The sequence below is a fragment of the Polynucleobacter yangtzensis genome, assembly GCF_027924165.1.
GTDB lineage: Bacteria > Pseudomonadota > Gammaproteobacteria > Burkholderiales > Burkholderiaceae > Polynucleobacter > Polynucleobacter yangtzensis.
This window is the reverse complement of record NZ_AP026973.1, coordinates 318,294-338,556: the sequence shown is the minus strand read 5'-3', so window position 1 is coordinate 338,556 and position 20,263 is coordinate 318,294. Positions and strand designations below refer to the sequence as shown.

Below are 20,263 nucleotides of genomic sequence, written 5' to 3'. Positions count from 1 at the left end.
CCATCAGTTCCTACCAGCTTTACTAGATATTATTAAGGAATTAATAGCAGCCACTATATTATTTAATGCAGAATCACCAACAGTCAAAAATAACTTTTTTCTAAACTCAATAAGATTGCCACGAATTTCTAAAAGGTCTCCGGGATTTAACATGAGGGCTTTTAGCCTCTCAATTGCAAGGGGTACATTATCAAATTCAAAACCAGCTCGATGAGCATAGAATTCCGGCTTAAAACTCCAAGGCGCCGGATTCAGAATAAAAGGAATTACCCCACAAGCTGCAGCTTCAATTACTGAAGACGAAGAAACCGTTAAAGCCAAATCGCATTTATTAAGACTTTCCATTAAAGTTTTATTAGCAGGGTCGTGAAGTTGAATACACTTAAAACGAGATAATAAATCTCGCTCTGCAATCGACAAAGGAATCATCGGATGCATGCGAACTATTATCTCCCAGCCATCAGCATTCTCGGCAACCCATTGCAAAAGAGCCCAAAATTGCTCATGAAATGCATCTAAGCCAGTAACTTTGCCATTGGGATCTGTATTTAAAAGAAAAATGATCCTTCTATTAATTTTTTCTGGCAACCCTAACTGTAAACCAGGATGACCAACAGAAATAAACTGTGTCTCGGTGTTATATGACTTTAACTGGTCGCCAAAGTAATCGCCCCAGGTCAAGAACGCAGTACACCCCATGTGTCTAAATCCAATTCGAGGTCTTGACGATGGATATGCACCCCACTGCATGCATATGCTTGGAATTAAATTTTTTTTTCCAGTGTGGGCAAATAAATCTTGAGGCCATGCATCCCCTTCACAATAAATCAGCATTTTTGGCTTGATTTTAAATAGTATGTTGTCAAACCTGGATGCTAGATTTAAAACATCTGGCCATTTAGATTTGAATCCACTTTTAATCTGCTGGTAAGGGCTTGATGATAAGTATACGACCTCATCATCCCTCAGATCTAGAAGTGCTTGTTGCCGTTTATCCCGAACTAAAAATGCATATCTACTACCAGTTTTAGACGCAATAGGTCTAATAAGACCCACAAATTTTTTATGATGGGCAAAGCATAAGATAGAAGGGTCTACTTTTAAAACGTTAGATGAATATAAGCTCGGATTCATTAAGCGCTTCAGAAGTATCCAAATATTCAAAAGCCAAGGGAAGTAAAACAAATATCGATGCAGTTGTCTTTTTGTGGGTATGCCTATAACAACAGTACTTGATGCCCCCCAAATGGGCAGTAATTCTCGAGCAAGTGCAGATAAATCCGAAGGCACAAGAGCCCATAAAGGCTTTCCTCCCCCTTCAACTATTCTTTCAAAATAACGGCGCAATAAGTCATCATTGTGAGCCGAGGTGTATAGAAGTCTTGCAATAGCGCCACCATAATCAATATTGGAAAATTTAGAACCAAGTCCAGAGTCGGCAGATCGGCATTTAAACAATAAAGTCTCAATTGCCTCATTGAGACTTTCTTCGAACGTCCAGTAATTAATTGATTTCATGCTAGATACATTAAGGGGCGCAAAGCCATATATCAGATATTAGCTATAACCATCTCAGGAGTTAGGCGAGGCAAAAACTTTTCAAGGCGTCCAGTAAGGTCATAAGAAGGATAGTAATAGTTGAACATTGCGTAACGCCGCCCCACTTCAACTGGAGAGCCTCTGTGAATTGCACTAACATCCACCAAAACCATTGTTCCAGCAGGCGCGGATAAAGTAATTAATCGATCGGGGTCATTGGCTAGCAAGGTATTTATTTGCCCATCTGTGAAACGGGTACCTAGTGGATTCTGCAAATTTAATACATAACTATCTTTAAGGATCTGAGAGAGGCGATGGGAGTTTCGTATCAGCTGGAAGGGGCCGTTTTCAGGATTTGCATCGCTAAGATAAACCAAAGATTTAAACTGGAAATTATTTCCATCGCGATGCCAGCCTTCACCCGATCCTATATTTCCCTCCACTGCATCTATACGACCTGCTAAGGTCTGTAAATTTCCTAGGAGACCGCGAAAATATTGTGAGCCTACCTGATGCATAAAATCATTCTTAAAAAACTCATTAAATAAACCACCCAAATGTTCGGCCCCAAAAATTCGCCGATCTGCACTTTTAAGGCCTGTCCAAGTTGCTTCCGGATAGACTTCAAATGCATGATCAATTGACTTGATCATGCTAGCGCACTCTTCCTTGGAAAGAAAATTTTCAACTATAGAATAACCATGCGCCCTTAGATTATTTAAGTGCTTCTTAATTTCATCAGTTTTTTTAGCATTAAAATTCTTTCTACGCTTAAATTTTCTAAGATTAAAAAATAAGGTAGATTTACTTATCGTTAGAAAATTTTGTAAATAATTGTTAGTCATTTCTAATCACCCCTAAAGGTTGATAAAAATTAATATTTAGCATAAAGAGCTTTCAAATTATTTTTTAGCCATCTTCTTATTGTGCCAAGATACGATCTCAACTTTTGCCGAGCATTAGGACTATCCTTCAGTCCATCGAGATTCGTTAAAAAATCTTCGTCTGCATAAGTTCCTTGCAATGCAGATGCCCGCTCAAGCCATTTAAAAAATATTTTCTCATTGTAAAAAAATTGGGACTGCTGTTTTTGTCCATGACATGCCAGCCTAAGATGCAAATCCTCCAAGTACCAATTTCCCTGATCTTTTGATCCCATCGCAATGAGTTTGTCGGATAAGAATTTTTTAAACGCATTCAAATGCTCTGCTTCACTAAATAAAGACATTGCTTGATGTCTATTGACTGAAAATTTTTCATAATTTTCTAATGCTAGGTTTAATTGAAGAGCGGCACCCAGAGGATCATCAACAATTTTGAGTGAATTCTCTTTGTTTAATGACTCATTTAACCCAGAACTTAAATTTTCTGACACGATACAAGGCGTGCCTAAAAGCAAAGTCTCCGCTATAACCCGCGGGACACCCTCCGAGTGTGATGTCAGCATCATAAATTTTGATTTAATCAGTATGTCTGCAACTAAACTATCCGCCAATGGAAAATTCCCAAACGCATCCTGAGAGCTAGAAATAAAGGAAATATTCTTTAATTCACGCGCAGAAAATAAGTTTCTTGGTAATTCAAAATAACTCTTATCAATACTTTGCTTTGCATAAGACTTATTGCCAAGATGTAAATGTCTAGAATCTGGAACGATACAGACAATCTTTGTTTCAGGTCGCCGATCTAATAAAGCCCTCAATAATAATAATGTCTCCTCTATTCTCTTGATTGATGAGGCCCGAGAAATAACACAAATATCCCACTCTTTGAATTCTACTGGTTTTATAGCCAAAAATTTCGGTAAGAAATTAACGCAGGTATATTTGCAAAACTGATCACTTGGTAGATTATGTAAAAATTTGGCCTGCTGGTTTGGCCACATTACAAATGATTGCCATTCAGGCATTGGCCATTTTTCCAAGTATGAGCAGTCGCCTTGAATGTGAATCCCAAATATCCATTTGCCACTGCGCTTAGCTTCTAGTAAGAAGTTTTTTACCCGTTTGGATCGCTTTGGAAGCCCCCATAATGCCTCTCCATGTGTAAAAGTAATGATTCCTGGCGACTCAGAGGTTGGTTGCTTAAGAATACAAGGCATTTTTTAATTTTCTATAAATTTTAGAGGCAAATACTCTGGGGCGAGAGGGTAAATCGAATAGATCTGAAGCTCCAGGGACATCCATTTTCTCAATAAGGGCCTTTATTGCATTTAATCCCGCCTCATCACACAAATAGAATGACTCAACACCAGAAGTAAACATGGCATAACCCTCTTCATGCTGCCTCAAATTGATTGACTCATAGCAGTTGAGCATGGCTTTTTTGATGGATGAATTGATTTGCCACTGAAAATAAAATTTAGGCATCCAGCCTCTGCCATAAAAAAAATTGGCCTTGAGAATGTCTAATAGGCTATAGGTGCAATGTCCAAAAAAATTAAGATGCACCTGATCTTTTCTTTGGTAGTTATGCAAGCAACTTCTAATACTACCAATCGGCAAGGGTATCGTTGAAAAGAATCCTAATGGCACTTTCCTTTTTTTAGTCCAACTAAAAAGCTCTTGGTAGGCTTGCACATGATGAGGGTGACGATGCTCATCTCCATATGGGGAGTGAGTAATTAATAGCTCAATATCTGATGTGTCATACCCCAACTCAACTAAACCTTGCTCTACCGTCTTGGAGATATTTGGCAAAGCCTGATGAGCATCTCTAAGTGGAAATCCCTGAACAACACCCTTAGAGCATCCTGCAACGGACATTGCTGCATGAAACTCTTTTTCACGGAGAGAATTAGCATCCCTTCCCGATAAGCATAGAACACAGACTTTACTTGAGCTTAGTTTGGCCAAAGCATTTAGCGATCCACCAAACCAAAGCGTCTCGTCATCGGGATGGCAAACAATCACCAAAATCATCTTAAAAATTACCCTATTTAAAAAATTGGTGATATGCGAATTTTAAAAATCGACTTGCCGCAGACTTAATTGGTTGCGGTATAAAACGAGAATTACGAATTTTACTAGCCAATCCCATTCCTAAAATTATAGGGACTTCTTTCAGGCGTCGAAATGGAACGGCCACCTTCCTTCGGATTTCAAGAATACGAAGATATTCTATGGTCGCCAAATAATTACTGTCGCTTACTGGCAATAAACTCCGCACGCCACTCCGACTAAATATGGCCCTTGCAGACTCATCCCCACATAAAAAGGAAAAGCCTGTACTCTGAACTAGTTTTACCAAAGTGCGTAGCTCAAAGTGACATAAATGCGGCAATTGCAGAAAGCGAAGGAAGTCAGATCCATAGTGATTGGCAATGTTTTTGATGCCTGGAACACCAATATAAAGAAAAGAGTTTTTGGGCAATAAGCCATGCAATCTTTCCAGCTCTAACTTGGGCTCACTTAAATGCTCAAAGACCTGCTCATAAATCACCAGGCCAATATCTTTAAAATTGAAGTCGAGCGATAGCATAAGCGCATCTATATCGCCATACCTTATATCTAGCCCACGGCTTACCCCATACTCAACATTTCGAGGGGAAAGGTCGCAGCCCATCGTATTAAATCCAAGCTTTTTAAAGTGATGTAACGCCCCTCCAGCGCCGCATCCAATTTCTATAATTAGCTTGTCATTTAACTTTGACAGCACTCCATTTTTTGTTAAATATTCTGCTATACGCTCTGCTTTTTTAATCTCAAGCTCGAAGTATTCGCCGCTTGTCGGATGTACCCTATCTAAATCACGATATTCATTTGCATACATTCCCACTAGAGCATCTCTAGATAATCTAGGGTTAGCATAGATCATCGAACAGTTGCGGCAAATGACCGTCTTCACAGGGAGCCCATAAAAATCTTTTTCCGAAAGCGTTATGTGACTATTGCCATCACATAATGGGCATTTCACTACTTCGCTCACATATCTACCATCAAGCATCTTCTCGTATATCGAATCTCGAGCCCTCCTCTGAAGATCGGTCAATACAACAATCTCATGGCCATCATTGAAAAATCTCTTTCCTAAAATTGAATTTTTCATATTAATGCTGGCTCAACTAGCGTGGGATGCAATCCCTTTTGAAAAATGAGAGCTCCTATTACATCGTTTGGAATAAAAATGGGAGACAATAAATCATTGCCTGATTCACTAAAAGTGTAGCCCTCTCCGGCAAGAAAGGATAAGTTTACGAACCCAAACTTATCCGGAGGATCAATAAAGCGAGGTGTAGTGTGATAACCGAAGATAAGGAAAATACGGCGCTTAACCCTATCCCACCTTGAGATTGAAATCTGCCTTTGTCTATATATGCCTCGTATATATCTACAACCGTTTAAGCGATAAAAATCATCCAGTAATTTTGGATGGATATTGTAGTAGCCCCTGCCATAAAATCCCGAAACCGCTGTAATATGCGCCGCAATCCCATCAAGTCTCAACATTGAATAAATATTATTTAATGCCAGCCCTGGATTAAAACACCAAAACAATACCCCTGCATCAATGATCATGTGGTACTTATCACACAAAGAAGTAGGAGTAGGAAGCATCAAATCATGAGTTATAGTTGCCTCACCATTAATGTCTAATGTTTCTGTGAGTTTGAAGCCCAAGGCCTCGCCAAGTGAAAAAGGGGTTAACTTATCCGGGAAAGAGTGGCTCAAAAAACCCGTCTCTGCGACTAATGCTTTGTATTCATCCGCAGATACGTGCACTTCTGCACTCCCAAGAATCAGTAGATTCCCACCTACATATTCTTCCACCCCCTTAAGAGAGAGAAGAATTTCTCGCAAATCAGCAAGCTCAATCGCCAAAATACTCTCCCCTAGAGATCATTTTTTCTCCGAAATGAAAAAATATTCTCAATGCCACTAGCGAAATCAAACTTCGGCCGCCAGTTAAACATTTCTGTAAATTTAGAAGCATCAGCAATCACGTCCATAATTTCATTATCGCGCACAATATTTTTTGAAATAACCGGTTTATTTGTTCCTGCGGCTTTTTGAATAATGTCAACAACCTCTGCAACGCTGATCGATACACCTGAGCCCAAATTATAGGTAGCGCATTTATTTTGATCTCGAAATGATAGCGTGACTGCCTCCACTAAATCAGAAATATAAATATAGTCGCGACATGGATTTAAGTTTTCCAGCTCTATCCGCTCCTCATGTAAAACTTGGTGGATAATTTTAGGTATAAGGAACGAGTTTGACTGCCCCATGCCATAAATATTAAATGGCCTTAGGATAGTTACGGGCACGGCAAATAGATCGGCATACTGCAAACATACTTCCTCACCAAGCAATTTTGTATAGGCATAAGGGTTATTTGGATTTACGGGATCATCTTCTTTTAAAGGAAGGGTTGATGGACTCCCGTAAACATATGCGCTTATATAAGTCAAAGATGCGCCTACATGCCTACAAAATTCTGCAACATTTGCTGTACCCAGAATATTTGTTCTGTAAAACTCTAATGGGTTTTGCCAACTTTCTGGAATAAATGTTCTCCCCGCCAGATGAACAACTCGTTCAATTCTTTCGTGTTTGAATTTCTGAAAATCAAGTGTTGCGATATCTCCATCAGAGGAACCAAGAGCAATTGGATCAAATCCTTCAATCCTTAATTTCTCAATCAATGGCCTACCAACAAAACCAGTTCCACCAGTTATTAATACCCTATTCGCCAATGAAAGACTCCCGCAACTTATCAAACTCATCAATTGCCTGAGCATAATCATCGGGGCGACCGATATCTAGCCAATAGCCATCGAACTTTCTAACAGCCGCAGGTTGTTGAGCCGCAATTAAATCCAACATTAATTTATCAAAACCATACTCCCCTGTCTGGGGTATAAATTTAAGGGCCGATCTACTCATCATATAGATGCCCATACTCACTTCATAAAAATAAGTTGGTTTTTCAATAAAGTCTTGAAGTAAGCGATTTTCATTAGGCACGAGCACGCCATAATCAACCGATTGCTTTCTTGAATAAGAAGAAATAGTAAAAATATTTTTATTTAATACATGCTCATCAAAAAATTCTGAATAATCAAGATTAGTCAGAATGTCTCCATTCATTACCAAAAAATTTTCAGGTAAACCTTGAATATTTCTCAACGGAGCCATAGTACCTAATGGACGATCCTCGTTAGAATATTCAATCTTGATACCCCATTTTTCACCATCGTGAAAAAATGCTTTAATAATTTCAGCCTGATGATTGACCGCTAAAGTAACTTTTGAAAAGCCATGTTTGGCAAGCTGCCGAATAATGACTTCTAGTATTGGCATATCCCCAATTGGCATGAGCGGCTTTGGTAAAACTACCGTATAAGGCCTCAATCGTGTGCCCTTTCCACCGGCCAAAATTACTGCCTCTTTGCAATTAGACATTGTATATACCAGCCTTGTAACGCTTAAGGTTTTCAGGTACAGAAAACCAATCAATAGTTTTTTGTAACCCCTGACGAAGGTCTACCTTTGGAGAAAACCCAGTCATTTGTAATAATTTCGAAGAATCACATACAAGGCGCTCAACCTCACTACCCCTGGGTCGATTTCTTTGCCCATCTTCAATAATTTCAATATCGGACCCTATTAATTCCCCTATTAAGCTCGCTAAAGAACCAATAGATATTTCAGCTCCGGAACCGATGTTAAAGGATTGTCCAATTGCCTCATTGCAACCAGCTAGCGCTAGCATTCCAGCGCATGTATTTTCTACATAATTAAAATCTCTTGTAGGCGAAAGATTGCCAAGCTTCAACGTTTTCTGACCGGCAAGGACTTGGGAAATAATGGTTGGAATTACAGCTCGCGCAGACTGTCTTGGCCCATAAGTATTAAAAGGCCTAGCAACAACTACAGGCAATTCAAATGAATGATAAAAACTCAGCGCCATTGCATCTGCAGCAATCTTGCTTGCACTATAAGGTGACTGTGGTTGCAGTGGATGCAGTTCATTAATTGGCACGTATTGTGCAGAACCATACACTTCACTGGTTGATGTGTGAATCACCCTCTTCACATTATTTTTGAGGGCGGATTGGACAACATTTAAAGTGCCGCAAATATTTGTTTGCACATAACTATCTGGCGCAACATAAGAATAAGGAATGGCAATTAATGCAGCCAAATGAAAGATGGTATCCACATTTTTTGTGATGGACTCCACAAAATTTGGATCTCTAATATCGCCTGTTACCACCTCCACAGCATCGATACAGGAAGATCCTTCTAACCAACCCCAGCTGTTGAAAGAGTTATATTGACATAATGCTCGTACAGAAGCACCCTGCTTTACAAGCATTTCAGTCAAATGGGAGCCTATAAAACCATCTGCCCCTGTTACAAGCACCCTATTTGAGGATAAATTCATCTACGTTTCCTTTGCTTAAATATCCTATTAAGAGGATTTGATGTCCCAATCTAGAGGCCAATACAACTGACCTGGGCGATCAATTCTGTAACCCTTATTCTGAGTATTGATTTCATGGTTTTCAATTAAAAAGGATATGACCGCATCTTTATCTGTCATGTTCGTCGCACCAACACCCATCTGCACCTCAAGCGTATAGTTTCCCTCTTTAAATTTTCCGAGCGGTAGCTTAATTTGGGCCACATAGCTTCCACTCTCGCGATATGCGTCAAGTAACTCAGAATGAATGTCATTATCATGAGAGTAAATTAATGGCGTGCCCGCCCGTGAGAGAAGTATGGCGATTGATATACCAGTTGAAGGGTGGTCAATATTGAAACCAAACTCTAAAATTGCATCCTCGCCTAAGGATAATTTGGTTACGGCCTTATTAAGCGAATCTAACAAACGCATATGGGTCACATAAATAGGGTACTTACTTTTTTTAGAAAGCGTAATAGTTCCTGCCGCCCCTTCAGCCTCCGAATATCTGCTGATAGCCTCATTGATGTTGCCATCCAATAGAATCTGGCCATCGCCTAACAATATAGCTCTATTACACAACTCGGATATGGCCCCCATATTGTGACTAACAAATAAAACTGTTCTACCTTCTTTCCCCACTTCTTCCATGCGTCCCATACATTTTTTTTGGAAACGTGCATCGCCAACGGCTAGAACTTCGTCAACAATCAGTATTTCAGGCTCTAAATGTGCTGCAACTGCAAACGCTAGGCGTACGTACATTCCCGAAGAGTAGCGCTTCACCGGTGTATCTAAAAATTTCTCAACCTCTGCAAAATCTACTATCTCATCAAACTTCCGACGAATTTCTCTTTGACTCATACCGAGAATGGCTCCATTCAAGAAAATATTTTCTCGACCCGTCAATTCAGGATGAAAGCCAGTTCCAACTTCAAGCAAGCTAGCTACCCGACCATTAATAGATATGCGGCCTTTAGTGGGCTCTGTAATTCTGCTCAGGATCTTTAATAATGTGGATTTACCAGCGCCATTACGACCGATTATCCCCACTCGATCGCCCTGCTTAATCTCGAAATCAATATTCTTTAAAGCCCAAAATTCTTCAACCTCATCTCCATCTACAATGGGGCGACCCTGAAGCATGTCATATGTTTTCCTAAACAAGTTTTTAGTGTTTTTTGCCATCACATCCCTCAAGGATGTGTACCCTTCAGAACTGACTGACTGGTGACCTACAAGATAAGACTTTCCAAGATTGCTAACGGAAATAGCGGCTGTATCAGACATATTTATTGCCAATCCTATTTAAATAAGATCAGCAAAACTCCTTTCCATTTTTCGAAACTGTCTCAAACCCAAAAAGAGAAAGAAAAGAATGACGCACCAGCCAAGCAAGAAACCTGGCATGTAGAGCTGGGCTTGACCACCGAGAATGGCCCAACGAAATCCGTCGATAACACTTACCACCGGATTAATCGAATAAATTAAGCGCCAGCTATCTGGTACCACGGATGAACTAAAGCCTACAGGAGACACATATAAGCCAAACTGCACAATGAAAGGAATGATGTAACGAAAATCTCTGAACTTAACATTAAGAGCAGTAATCAATAATCCTGGGCCTAGTGTAGCTAGAAGTGCCATTACTACAAATAGAGGCAATGTCAGAATCTGCCATCCAGGAAGAATTTGATACCAAACCATTAATACAACAAGAATAATGAAGTTTATTAAAAAATCTACCAAGGCCACTACTACCGCCGCCGCTGGAACAATCAGCCTTGGGAAATATACCTTGTTTATCAAATTCGCATTTCCGATTAAACTGCCTGATGCCCCAATTAGGGCTGTAGAGAAAAGCTGCCATGGCAAGAGACCAACAAAAACAAGGATTGCGTATGGAATATTTCCGTCAGAAGGAAATTTTGCCATTCGCCCAAAAATAACAACAAAAACTAACATAGTTGAAAGTGGTTGAATAATTGCCCACGCTAAACCTATGAAAGTTTGCTTATAACGGACAACAATATCTCGCCATGCAAGAACAAAAAATAGCTCTCGGTACTTCCAGATATCCACCCAATAGTTTCGCTCCGCTAAGCCAGCCTCAATAATGAGAGGTTCATAGGAGGCTATTTTTTTATTCATATTTTATAATTCGATGCAACGACAAGTTGAGTATGCAACATAAAAGAATTTGCATAAAATCTAATACGCTAGAGAATCCCCTCATTTATGGCGCGGCAACGCTATTTAACCTCTGAAAATCCCAGGCACTTAAACACATTTCATGAAGACTTCTGGTTGCACTCCAACTCATTACGACTTTAGCTTTTTGAGGTGTTGCATAGCATTCAGAAACATCACCTAGGCGGCGCGACACTACGTGATAAGGCACTTTCCTCGCGCTAGCCTTTTCAAATGCTTCGATTACTTCAAAAACACTATATCCCCTACCGGTCCCAAGATTAAGGGCGTGCCATCCATTATTTACTTCTAAAAATTCAAGGGCTTTGACGTGTCCTTCAGCTAAATCCATGACATGGATGTAATCGCGAATACCCGTACCATCAATTGTGGGATAGTCATCCCCAAAAACAGCTAAATCCGACCTCATCCCTCCGGCAACTTGAGCAATATAAGGCAAAAGATTATTCGGAATTCCAGCAGGATTTTCTCCAATCAGCCCTGACTCATGAGCACCAACTGGGTTAAAGTAGCGCAAGCAAGCAATTTTCCATTCATTATCCGAATTAGTTAAATCCTTAAGCATCTCTTCAATATGGAGCTTACTTTTGCCATAAGGATTGGTTGGACCAGTAGGATGATTCTCATCAATTGGCAAATATTGGGGATCGCCATAAACGGTGGCGCTAGAACTAAATAGCAAGGTTTTTACATTGGCAAATTTCATGGCCTCAAGAAGACTTATCGCACCCTGTACATTGTTAGCGTAATACTCAATCGGGTTTTGGACAGATTCACCCACCGCCTTTAATCCTGCAAAGTGAATCACGGCGTCAATTTTGCAATCTTGCAATATTTTAGTAATTAGTGTGGTATTCCGAACATCACCATCAACACAATGTAAATTCTTGCCTAAAATCTTTTGTAATTGCCCAAGTACTCTTTTATGGCTATTGTAAAAATTATCCAAAAGCACAACCTCGTGGTTTGCCTGCGTGAGAACGACCGCGGTATGACTGCCAATGTATCCGGCACCACCGGTTAACAAAATATTCACAAAGATACTTTTGATTGATGGCTATAAAAGCTGTTTTTTTAACACGCTCACTTTAAAAAATTATTAAATATTTTAAAGTGAGCAAACAAATCACTACAAACCTCTAGCAAAAGGAATGCTTAAGCATTAAATTAACAGAATCAGATAAATGCAATTAAGTCCAATAAATTTTCAAGGCAACCTATAAATAAAGGCTACATGCGCAACTATTTATCCCCGTATTTTACCTTTAAAAACCCTTAAAAAATTAAGACTATCGAAGAGATATTTATCGATAACCCTTGGAAGATCAACCGGACAATAAAGACTTTTATTTCCAATTAGGCCATTAAACTAAGCGAATGCAACATAACCAACCACAAAGCCATTAAGATAAGGTGAATTAAGGGCTCAATTTAATCCAATATGCCCCCCTCACATACCGCTAAATACCCCAACCTTATCCCAAACAAGCCCATCGAAGTTGACTTGCTGGGTGCTTTGGGCGATGCATTCATAGTCTTCTTTGGGGTTTGGACTTTAACTCACCAATTAAGCTATTTTGCAGGGCTTTCCTTCCATCAAAGTTGGAATTTTGCCTTTTTTTTCTCCTGCATTGGAGTTCTTGCCAACTGTTTTTGCACCTTGAAATTTAAGGGTAAACCCGTATTTTTGGGCCCTAGCGTGGTGTGGGCCTGCGCCCTATTAAGTTCATTATTAGCAGTACTCCTTTATAGACCCGATTCTGATGATGAGCAATATTTAGGTCATGCGATTTTGGCTTTAGATTTTACTTTTGAGAAGATGAAATCCCTTACGGGAATTAGTACAGGCTATGCCCTAACTAGCTACGACTTCATTAGGGCTGCGCTGAGCTATTACACCGGCATACCAATTTTATATGTCTTCTATTCACTTGGGCCGGCTATTATTTCTATTTTTGTGATTATTTTTCAATGGCGTCTACTTAAGCTTTTATCAATAAAGTACATTGGACTCGCATTCCTGGTTTTTTTCATTGTGATGCTAGCTTGGGGCGATGTGCATCGCTCTCCCGCCAATCTAGGTTACGTTAAATTTTTTCAAGGGAAAGGCGCGTTAGTTTGGGTTGCTATTCCAGCAATGCTTTTTTATTGGCTTAATTTTGAAATAACGCGCAACAAAAACTCACTTCTCCTGTTGTTTTTAGCTGCAATTTGCGGGGTAGGATTTAGCCCCACTGGAATCCCAATCGCCATTCTAATGGCCTTTTTATTTTTTATCTCCGGTTTAATGCAGGTCAAGAGCAAAAAGGCATTTCTGGGGCGAACCCTTCTTTTAAGCATCTCGCTAATAGGATTTTTAATGCTTGGTCTCTTGATTAGCAAATACTTTAATTACCATAGCAGCGGCATCCACTCTAGCGTCGGCATTCGCCAGCTCAATAGACTTTCAGATTACCTCGTTAATTGGGAGATGCTTCATTTCGTCCTGGGCGACACTAAGCGATTCTGGCTTGCATTACTAGCGCTAGTTCTTGCCCCATTTGTACTCCCCCAATCTCCAGCCCGAAATCTGATGAGAGCCTATTTAGCAGCGTGCATTACCCTCATGTTGATTCCGATATCTTCAGCGGTTATGGCTCAATTTTCTGCAGGAAGTTTTGCATGGAGATGGCTGTTTGTTTGCCCCTTCCTTCTTTGCGTCATGGCTCTAGTTGATTGGATTTTGAGCTCGGCATGGAATCGTTTAATCAAAATATTTGCGATAGGTGCTTTTCTAGGATTATTTATCATGAGCGGTCCATTGCTGGTGTCAGACTCAAACCATACGCAAATAAGACTCCTATTTCATCAACTACCAGATGAGCAAAAAATTATTTTACGGCCAGAGCCTTACAATAATCAAACAACGAGACTCGAAGGCTCTAGGGTCATATCTCTAAAGGATGGTCGGCCACTATGATTAGACATAAAAAACCCCTCTTTATTTTTTTTGCATTTCTTTTGCTTTTTGGAGCTGCTTTTGCCATCCAAAAATATTTATACAAATCAAATCGTGACAACACAATAATTCTGAGTCAGGATGCAACTACAGACGCAACTAAGGTTAATCAAATCACTTATGCGCATCAAGAAAATTTCCGCCTTCTTATTCCCAACTTTAATTACACCGATAAACAAGAAGACATTCACGTCCTACAGTTTCGCAAAGGAAATTCTCAAGAATCCTACAATGTAATGATTGATGCCGCCTTTACTGACCAAGCAAATGAAAAGTTAATTTCATGGCTGAAGTCTCGAGGCATTTCTCAAATTGATGAGATCTTTATTACCCATCCCCATCAGGATCATTATGGTGGGTTGTGGGCCTTAATTAACAATAACTTCCCGGTTAAAAAAATTTGGATGAATATTCCAAACAAAGAAATCTGCGACAAAGAAATTCCATGGGGTTGTAACTACAAAGAAATAGTTGACCTAACAAATCTCATTAAATCAAAGGGCATTATCTTAGAGTCATTAATTTTAGAAGACGTAAATCAGAAAAAAATATTATTCCAGGATGCCCATAACAAACTAGAGTTGCTGTATGCATCATCACCCATTAACCCTTCGCTTGGCCCAATGGATATTAATGATTTATCCATGATCATGAAACTAACAACTAATGGCTTTAGTTATTTGTTTACAGGAGATCTTAATAAACCACTCTCTGAATACTTGGCTTTAAATGAATTAGATCTAAGTTCTGATTTCTTAAAAGCTCCGCATCACGGAACTGAAGGTGTAGCCACTAATGAGTTTTTAGATAAAGTTGGAGCAAGTTATGCGATAGTTCCATCACCTCAAAAACTTTGGTGCAGCGATAGAAGCAAACGATACAGGGAGTATTTCTCCGATCACAAGACAAAAACTTTCATATCTGGATTTCATGGAGACATAATTATTCATCATTTTGAAAATCATAAACCGATTTTTGATGTCCAAAATCCAAATCCATCAATATGCAAGCAGTAAATGCAGCTTAATGAGCTAACTTATTCGATTTTTCGCCGGTAAATCCAGAACCCACTTACCGGAAATGGCCTTACCAATTCAAGGCACGGCACTTTCATGGCCTCTTGCTTCTCAACAAAAACAAAGTTTGTGATACCCATCTCCTGAACTCCTTTAGAGCATAGATCGAGGGAAAGCTCGTATAAGTCAGATTGCTTTAATTTAAAAATTGGTTGACTGCCGCTCGGAAGGCTATCAACTGAGATATGTGCATACCTGTACCAAATATCTCGATTTTTTCCATCTGGGTCAAGCGATGACATATCCCCGGGGCTGGTAATAAAACGCACCCCATTCCATACATTTGCACCCAAAACTTTGAAATATTGGGGGTAAATTGTCCCGGGCGATACCAACCACATACCGTTACCAGAAGCCTGCTCCTCATGAATTAACACCTTTAATTCAGAATTCCTCAGTACATTAACCCCAGAAGAGATGGGATTAACCCATAACCCGTTAATACAAAACGACATGATTGCAATAATAAATAGCGTCTTATTGCTCGAAAGAAGTGCATAGATCAAGACTAGACAGGTAAGCAAAATCAAACCAGTGCGAAATGGCGTTAAGAAATCCGGAAAGGATAAATATAAAAAATATAACGAGACAAGTATCAAACTTGCACTAAAAAGGAAAGCCAACCAAAAGAATCGATCTTTTAGGTAAATTGCTTTATGAAGGCTGGCATTCAAAGAAAAAACTGAGATGACCAAGAAGATGCTTCCAATACCAATTCCCACGAAGGATCTATAAGGAGGCGATAAGCTAAATTTAGTAGCTAAAGCTAAAAAATTTGGAAAACCAACAAACATCCATACAATCATCAATAGCAAATAGAGTGATAAGAAAAAAGATAATGCATCAATCTTTTTCACCCCCTTCCACCTATAGATGAGAGCCACCCACGCCACAGGAAACAATAACAACATACTAGCCGCCTCGCAAACATTTCCCAAGGACAATGGATAGCTATTTTCCGATAAAAATTGCCCAAATAGCCCTGCAAAAAATCTATTTGCGGGAAAGTCACCGCCCAAAGAAACCCTTGCTCCTGGATACGCACTAGATTGAACAATACTGATGATATTTTTTGCCTGTAAATACCAAATTAATAAAATTGAAAAAATGGCTAACAACGCCAAGAAAAGGGTTGCGATCTTTCCAGTCATTTTGGTCATCTTGGGGTAATAAGATATATCTCTGAAAATTAACCCAAGCAGTATGAATACCCCACAATACATCAGTGGCACCTGGAATGGAGGATATAAGGCAAATACAAACGATATAGAAAATAATAGAAAAAATATTGCGCCAATAATTTGATTGCTAATTTTCTTAGCAAAAAATAAGAAATAGAGTGAAGAAATTCCCCCCATCATTCCTATCAACATATCTGGCAAATTAGTCCCAAACCACCATTGCGTAAATGGCGATAAAAATATCCACAAAGACCCAACAAGGGATAAGTAAAAATCCCCGCGCGTAATTAAGGAAAATAGGGTAAAACCAGTCAATATAAGCCCAAATATTCTCCATGCATAAAGCCAGGAAAGGCCTTTTTCAAAGCCAAATAAATAAAAACCCCAATATCTGGGCTGAAAAAATGCATGAACCCCATTCACCGGAACTCCTGCAACCAAGGAGCTTCCATCTGCCCCCAGTGCTGGATTGCTCAACCTGAAATCATGCTCTACCTCTGAGGCTATTAAGGGAGTTTGTACTAGCCATTCATCAGAACGGATTGCCCTTGGCTCACCAAGAAGAACGCCATTTGTTGGTGTGGAAGGTACGTAGGCTTTCCAAACACCTATTGATGATGAGTGCAAATTAAATGACAAAAAGGCAATGAAAAAATATGCTGCCAACAGATAGAGATTGCATGACCTTGCGTTTAGGAGCACTCCACGAGATTTGAGCAGTTTCGAGCTATTAATACGGAACATAAACATAGCCATGAAAAATGTAGCTATAGAAAATATCAGACCCGAAAAAAAACCTTGCCAATGAATCCTTACCTCTTGTAGACCAGATTTTTGAATAACGGGAAAGACAATATTTGATTTCCCATTATTCTGATACACATTACAGTTGGCAGGAACTGAGTCTGATTGAACGATTTCTTTTTTCAAATAAATCGACGGACATGAGTAACTTACAGAAATTAACAAGCTCTCAAAAAAGGCTTTTACATCCCTAATTTCACCAGACTCAATTGTTAAATTTATAGCCCTGGGAGCTGCAGAGGGAAAATCAATGGCATAGCGATGAAGTAGATTATCAGGATTAACCCTCAAGTTCTTTTCCAAAACCAATTCGGAGCGATTTTTCTCTACTGAGAAGGTGATGGTATCAACATTATTTGTTGCAAGGTCGATATAAAAACTAGAGTAGGTCCTTAGAGAAACAGAAAAAAATAAAATTAGCGCCAATAAGGCAAGTAGAAAAGAAATTCTAGCGGCGTATCTTTGTAATACCATTAGCTTTGGAAGCAAGAGAGCAAAATAACGCCACAGCTAATTAGCACTAACCCAATCCATTGGGTCAGCGTTAATTTCTCCCCAAAGAAGATCCAAGTGGAGATTGCAATTAGCACATAAAAAAAAGCACCAGAAATTGCGAAAGCAACTCCGAGCTTCACTTTGCTTAAAACAAAAAACCAAAGCATAAAACCAATGCCTTGAAGTGCAATAGCCGTCAACACATAGGGTGAGGTAAGCGCAGCAAATAAAAATTTAAATGCGCTAATTTCGGCTAAGGGACCTATCGCACCAATTGCTTTTTTTAAAAGCAATTGACTCCCAAGGGTTATACATGTAACAACTATAATTAAAAAATATTCCATTAGCCGCCTAATGCCTTCTCAAGCTTTTGAACTGCGTGATTGATTGAAAAATTTAACTCCATAAAACTTCTCGCTTGCTCGCCTGCTTTAGAAAGATTCTGCAACTCAATGACCTTCAATAGAGTACTAATAAAATCTGTCATCAGATCACTAGCTGAGAACCATATACCACCTGAAGTTGAGGGTATCTTTAAAACCAGGTCAGGCAATGGGGTCGATACTACAGGCAATTCAGAGGCCAAGTACTGAAGTATTTTAATTGGAACAATATCGCGTGTAATAGAATTTATTTCAAACGGATTTATAGCTATATTTCCAAGACTTAAATATTGCGGCAATTTTTGGTAGGGGATCATTCCAACCTGAATAACGCGGTCATTTACATTAAGCTGATTTGCTGCGTTTGCAATAGAGTCATCGAGTTCACCAGCCCCAATAATTAACAACTTAAAATTTGGAACCGCCTTCAGAATCAAGGGGATTGCCTCCACTAACTTATCTAACCGACTAAATTCATATGTAGTACCCAAAAAAATACATACGAAATCATCATTCAGCACCCCTAGCTGCTTAGCCATAGACTCGTCCTTGGCTAAGCGTCTAAAGTGAGTCGTATCAACGCCATGATCAAGAACATCTAAATCTGGCAATGGAGCCTCAGACCCAACTAATCGTTTCACATAGTCGCCCATCTTGGCATTGGTTACTGATAATTTATCTACGTGTTGATAAATAAATTTTTCGCTCAACTTTAATAACCGTGATTCTATGGGGCTATTTCTCAGCAAGTGATAGGCATCGAGCACTCTAAACACAATGGGAATTTTCTTTTTTTGTGCCACCCTAACTGCCCCCACTCCATTTATAAAAACAGAGTAGAGAAGAATTGCATCTGGCTGGTATTCTTTAATTAAACGCCGCAACCGAATGGGAAAGAATAATTTTGCAGTCAGGTACTTAATTAAGGGAATGCCGTTATTTGGCAAGTTAACAAGTCTTATCTTTGAAAGACCCGTTTTACTGACTAAACTTTTTTTTAATTTTGAAGTCTGATGCTCACAAAAATCTATCACCGTTACTTCATGACCGCGCGAACTTAATCGCTCCGCAAAATCTTGATACTCGTAGACTGGCTTCTCAACATAACTTACTTCGTGAATAACAAAAATCTTCATATAGACTTAGAGTCGCTTTTTGAAGAGCTTGCCAAAGGAGATTTTCGCCCCCCTAATGGACGCCTCGGGACCGTAGAAATATCATAGGCAAAAAAGGCCAAAACCAATTGAAGCCCCATAATCAAAGACATTCCTACTATCATTACAGTTCCAGCAGAGGTTGCAACTCCAGCTCGAGCAGAAGAAATCCAATTTGAGACACCAAAAACACCGCCGAAAATCAGAAGGAAAAGACCGATGGGTAACTCAAGTGAAGCTATAGACATATCCCTTAGGTAATAATTATAAAAAATTCTCTTAATGAAATTTTTTATATTTTTAATAAAAAATTCGCCAATTACTTTTGAGATTTTTAAATTACTGATCTCATCCCCATATCGCGCATTCATAGGAACATCAACCACAACAGCGCGAGCAATATTCAAGCGAAATAACATATCGGTTTCAAAGAAATATCTTTTACTAATTTTTTTGAAGGGCAGAATACTGGCTACGCTTGAGCGAATTGCAGTATAGCCATTTGTGGGGTCAAATAGATCCCAATAACCCGAAGAAATCTTAGTTAAAAAGGAAAGTCCAGCATTTCCAAAAAGACGGACTTTTGGCATCGCTGAAATTTCCTCGAGGTTGAAAAATCGATTACCTTTGGTATAGTCTGCCGTTCCCGACATTATTGGCTCAATAAATTGCTCAATTAAATTGGGATCCATTTGACCATCACCATCTAATTTAACAATGATGTCGTACCCAGCATCTATTGCAGCCTGGTATCCCGCCATTACAGCGCCTCCAACGCCCTGATTTTTTTTAGAAAAAATCGCCGATACTCTAGAATCATTGCACTCCTTCTGCACCATCTTGCCCGTATTCTCCGGGCAAGCGTCATCAACCACATAGATATGGTCGATTTCCGGCCCTATTGAGCCTATTACCCCCAAAATATGCTTGGTTACCTTATAGCAAGGTATAACAACCGCAATTGAATAACTATTATTAGTTTTGGCTTTTAGCAAAGCATTCCCGATTA

18 protein-coding genes are annotated in these 20,263 nt (G+C 39.4%); 2 read left to right on the top strand and 16 right to left on the bottom strand.

Features of this window, described 5'->3' with window-relative positions; translation table 11 throughout:
- Positions 1-3: 3 nt before the first annotated feature.
- The 12 genes from QMF28_RS01810 to galE all read right to left on the bottom strand — a co-directional run bounded on the left by QMF28_RS01810 (position 4) and on the right by galE (position 12,199).
- Complete coding sequence (locus QMF28_RS01810) at positions 4-1,518, bottom strand: hypothetical protein (RefSeq protein WP_281742916.1); 1,515 nt, start codon at positions 1,516-1,518, stop codon at positions 4-6.
- A gap of 32 nt (positions 1,519-1,550) precedes the next feature.
- The gene (locus QMF28_RS01805; protein ID WP_281742915.1) at positions 1,551-2,384 is read right to left on the bottom strand and encodes a phytanoyl-CoA dioxygenase family protein; all 834 of its coding nucleotides are present in this window, start codon (positions 2,382-2,384) and stop codon (positions 1,551-1,553) included.
- A 29-nt stretch (positions 2,385-2,413) separates the two neighbouring features.
- Complete coding sequence (locus tag QMF28_RS01800; RefSeq protein ID WP_281742914.1) at positions 2,414-3,640, bottom strand: glycosyltransferase family protein; 1,227 nt, start codon at positions 3,638-3,640, stop codon at positions 2,414-2,416.
- Positions 3,624-4,460, bottom strand: a complete 837-nt coding sequence (locus QMF28_RS01795) for a PIG-L deacetylase family protein (RefSeq protein WP_281742913.1) — start codon at positions 4,458-4,460, stop codon at positions 3,624-3,626. The genes QMF28_RS01800 and QMF28_RS01795 overlap by 17 nt, the downstream gene beginning before the upstream one ends.
- 13 nt (positions 4,461-4,473) lie before the next feature.
- Entirely contained in the window at positions 4,474-5,586 is a 1,113-nt protein-coding gene (locus tag QMF28_RS01790; protein ID WP_281742912.1) for a class I SAM-dependent methyltransferase, read from the bottom strand.
- Positions 5,583-6,359: a hypothetical protein gene (locus QMF28_RS01785; protein ID WP_281742911.1), complete on the bottom strand. Its 777-nt coding sequence runs from the start codon at positions 6,357-6,359 to the stop codon at positions 5,583-5,585. The genes QMF28_RS01790 and QMF28_RS01785 overlap by 4 nt, the downstream gene beginning before the upstream one ends.
- A gap of 11 nt (positions 6,360-6,370) precedes the next feature.
- Positions 6,371-7,237, bottom strand: a complete 867-nt coding sequence (locus tag QMF28_RS01780; RefSeq protein WP_281742910.1) for an NAD-dependent epimerase/dehydratase family protein — start codon at positions 7,235-7,237, stop codon at positions 6,371-6,373.
- A complete protein-coding gene (locus QMF28_RS01775) occupies positions 7,227-7,946 on the bottom strand; it encodes a nucleotidyltransferase family protein (protein WP_281742909.1) in 720 nt (239 codons plus the stop codon). Before QMF28_RS01775 ends, QMF28_RS01780 begins: the two co-directional genes overlap by 11 nt.
- Positions 7,939-8,931: an NAD-dependent 4,6-dehydratase LegB gene (locus QMF28_RS01770; protein WP_281742908.1), complete on the bottom strand. Its 993-nt coding sequence runs from the start codon at positions 8,929-8,931 to the stop codon at positions 7,939-7,941. Before QMF28_RS01770 ends, QMF28_RS01775 begins: the two co-directional genes overlap by 8 nt.
- Before the next feature lie 27 nt (positions 8,932-8,958).
- A complete protein-coding gene (locus tag QMF28_RS01765; protein WP_281742907.1) occupies positions 8,959-10,242 on the bottom strand; it encodes an ABC transporter ATP-binding protein in 1,284 nt (427 codons plus the stop codon).
- 18 nt (positions 10,243-10,260) lie between these two features.
- Entirely contained in the window at positions 10,261-11,103 is an 843-nt protein-coding gene (locus QMF28_RS01760; RefSeq protein WP_281742906.1) for an ABC transporter permease, read from the bottom strand.
- An 85-nt stretch (positions 11,104-11,188) separates the two neighbouring features.
- Positions 11,189-12,199 (bottom strand): UDP-glucose 4-epimerase GalE, encoded by a 1,011-nt coding sequence (gene galE / locus QMF28_RS01755; RefSeq protein ID WP_281742904.1) that lies wholly within the window; start codon positions 12,197-12,199, stop codon positions 11,189-11,191.
- A 405-nt stretch (positions 12,200-12,604) separates the two neighbouring features.
- Between galE and QMF28_RS01750 the strand changes: the two genes are divergently transcribed.
- Positions 12,605-14,122: a hypothetical protein gene (locus QMF28_RS01750; RefSeq protein WP_281742903.1), complete on the top strand. Its 1,518-nt coding sequence runs from the start codon at positions 12,605-12,607 to the stop codon at positions 14,120-14,122.
- Complete coding sequence (locus QMF28_RS01745; protein ID WP_281742902.1) at positions 14,119-15,177, top strand: ComEC/Rec2 family competence protein; 1,059 nt, start codon at positions 14,119-14,121, stop codon at positions 15,175-15,177. The genes QMF28_RS01750 and QMF28_RS01745 overlap by 4 nt, the downstream gene beginning before the upstream one ends.
- A gap of 20 nt (positions 15,178-15,197) precedes the next feature.
- Here the strand turns inward: QMF28_RS01745 and QMF28_RS01740 are convergent, their stop codons facing one another.
- From QMF28_RS01740 to QMF28_RS01725, 4 genes are read right to left on the bottom strand one after another with little or no spacing between them, the layout of a single operon-like run.
- Positions 15,198-17,711 carry a DUF7657 domain-containing protein gene (locus tag QMF28_RS01740; protein WP_281742901.1) on the bottom strand — a complete coding sequence of 838 codons (2,514 nt, stop codon included), beginning with the start codon at positions 17,709-17,711 and terminating at the stop codon, positions 15,198-15,200.
- Entirely contained in the window at positions 17,696-18,061 is a 366-nt protein-coding gene (locus QMF28_RS01735; RefSeq protein WP_281742900.1) for an SMR family transporter, read from the bottom strand. The genes QMF28_RS01740 and QMF28_RS01735 overlap by 16 nt, the downstream gene beginning before the upstream one ends.
- Positions 18,061-19,236: a glycosyltransferase gene (locus tag QMF28_RS01730; RefSeq protein WP_281742899.1), complete on the bottom strand. Its 1,176-nt coding sequence runs from the start codon at positions 19,234-19,236 to the stop codon at positions 18,061-18,063. The genes QMF28_RS01735 and QMF28_RS01730 overlap by 1 nt, the downstream gene beginning before the upstream one ends.
- Entirely contained in the window at positions 19,233-20,249 is a 1,017-nt protein-coding gene (locus tag QMF28_RS01725; RefSeq protein WP_281742897.1) for a glycosyltransferase family 2 protein, read from the bottom strand. Before QMF28_RS01725 ends, QMF28_RS01730 begins: the two co-directional genes overlap by 4 nt.
- Positions 20,250-20,263: the final 14 nt, after the last annotated feature.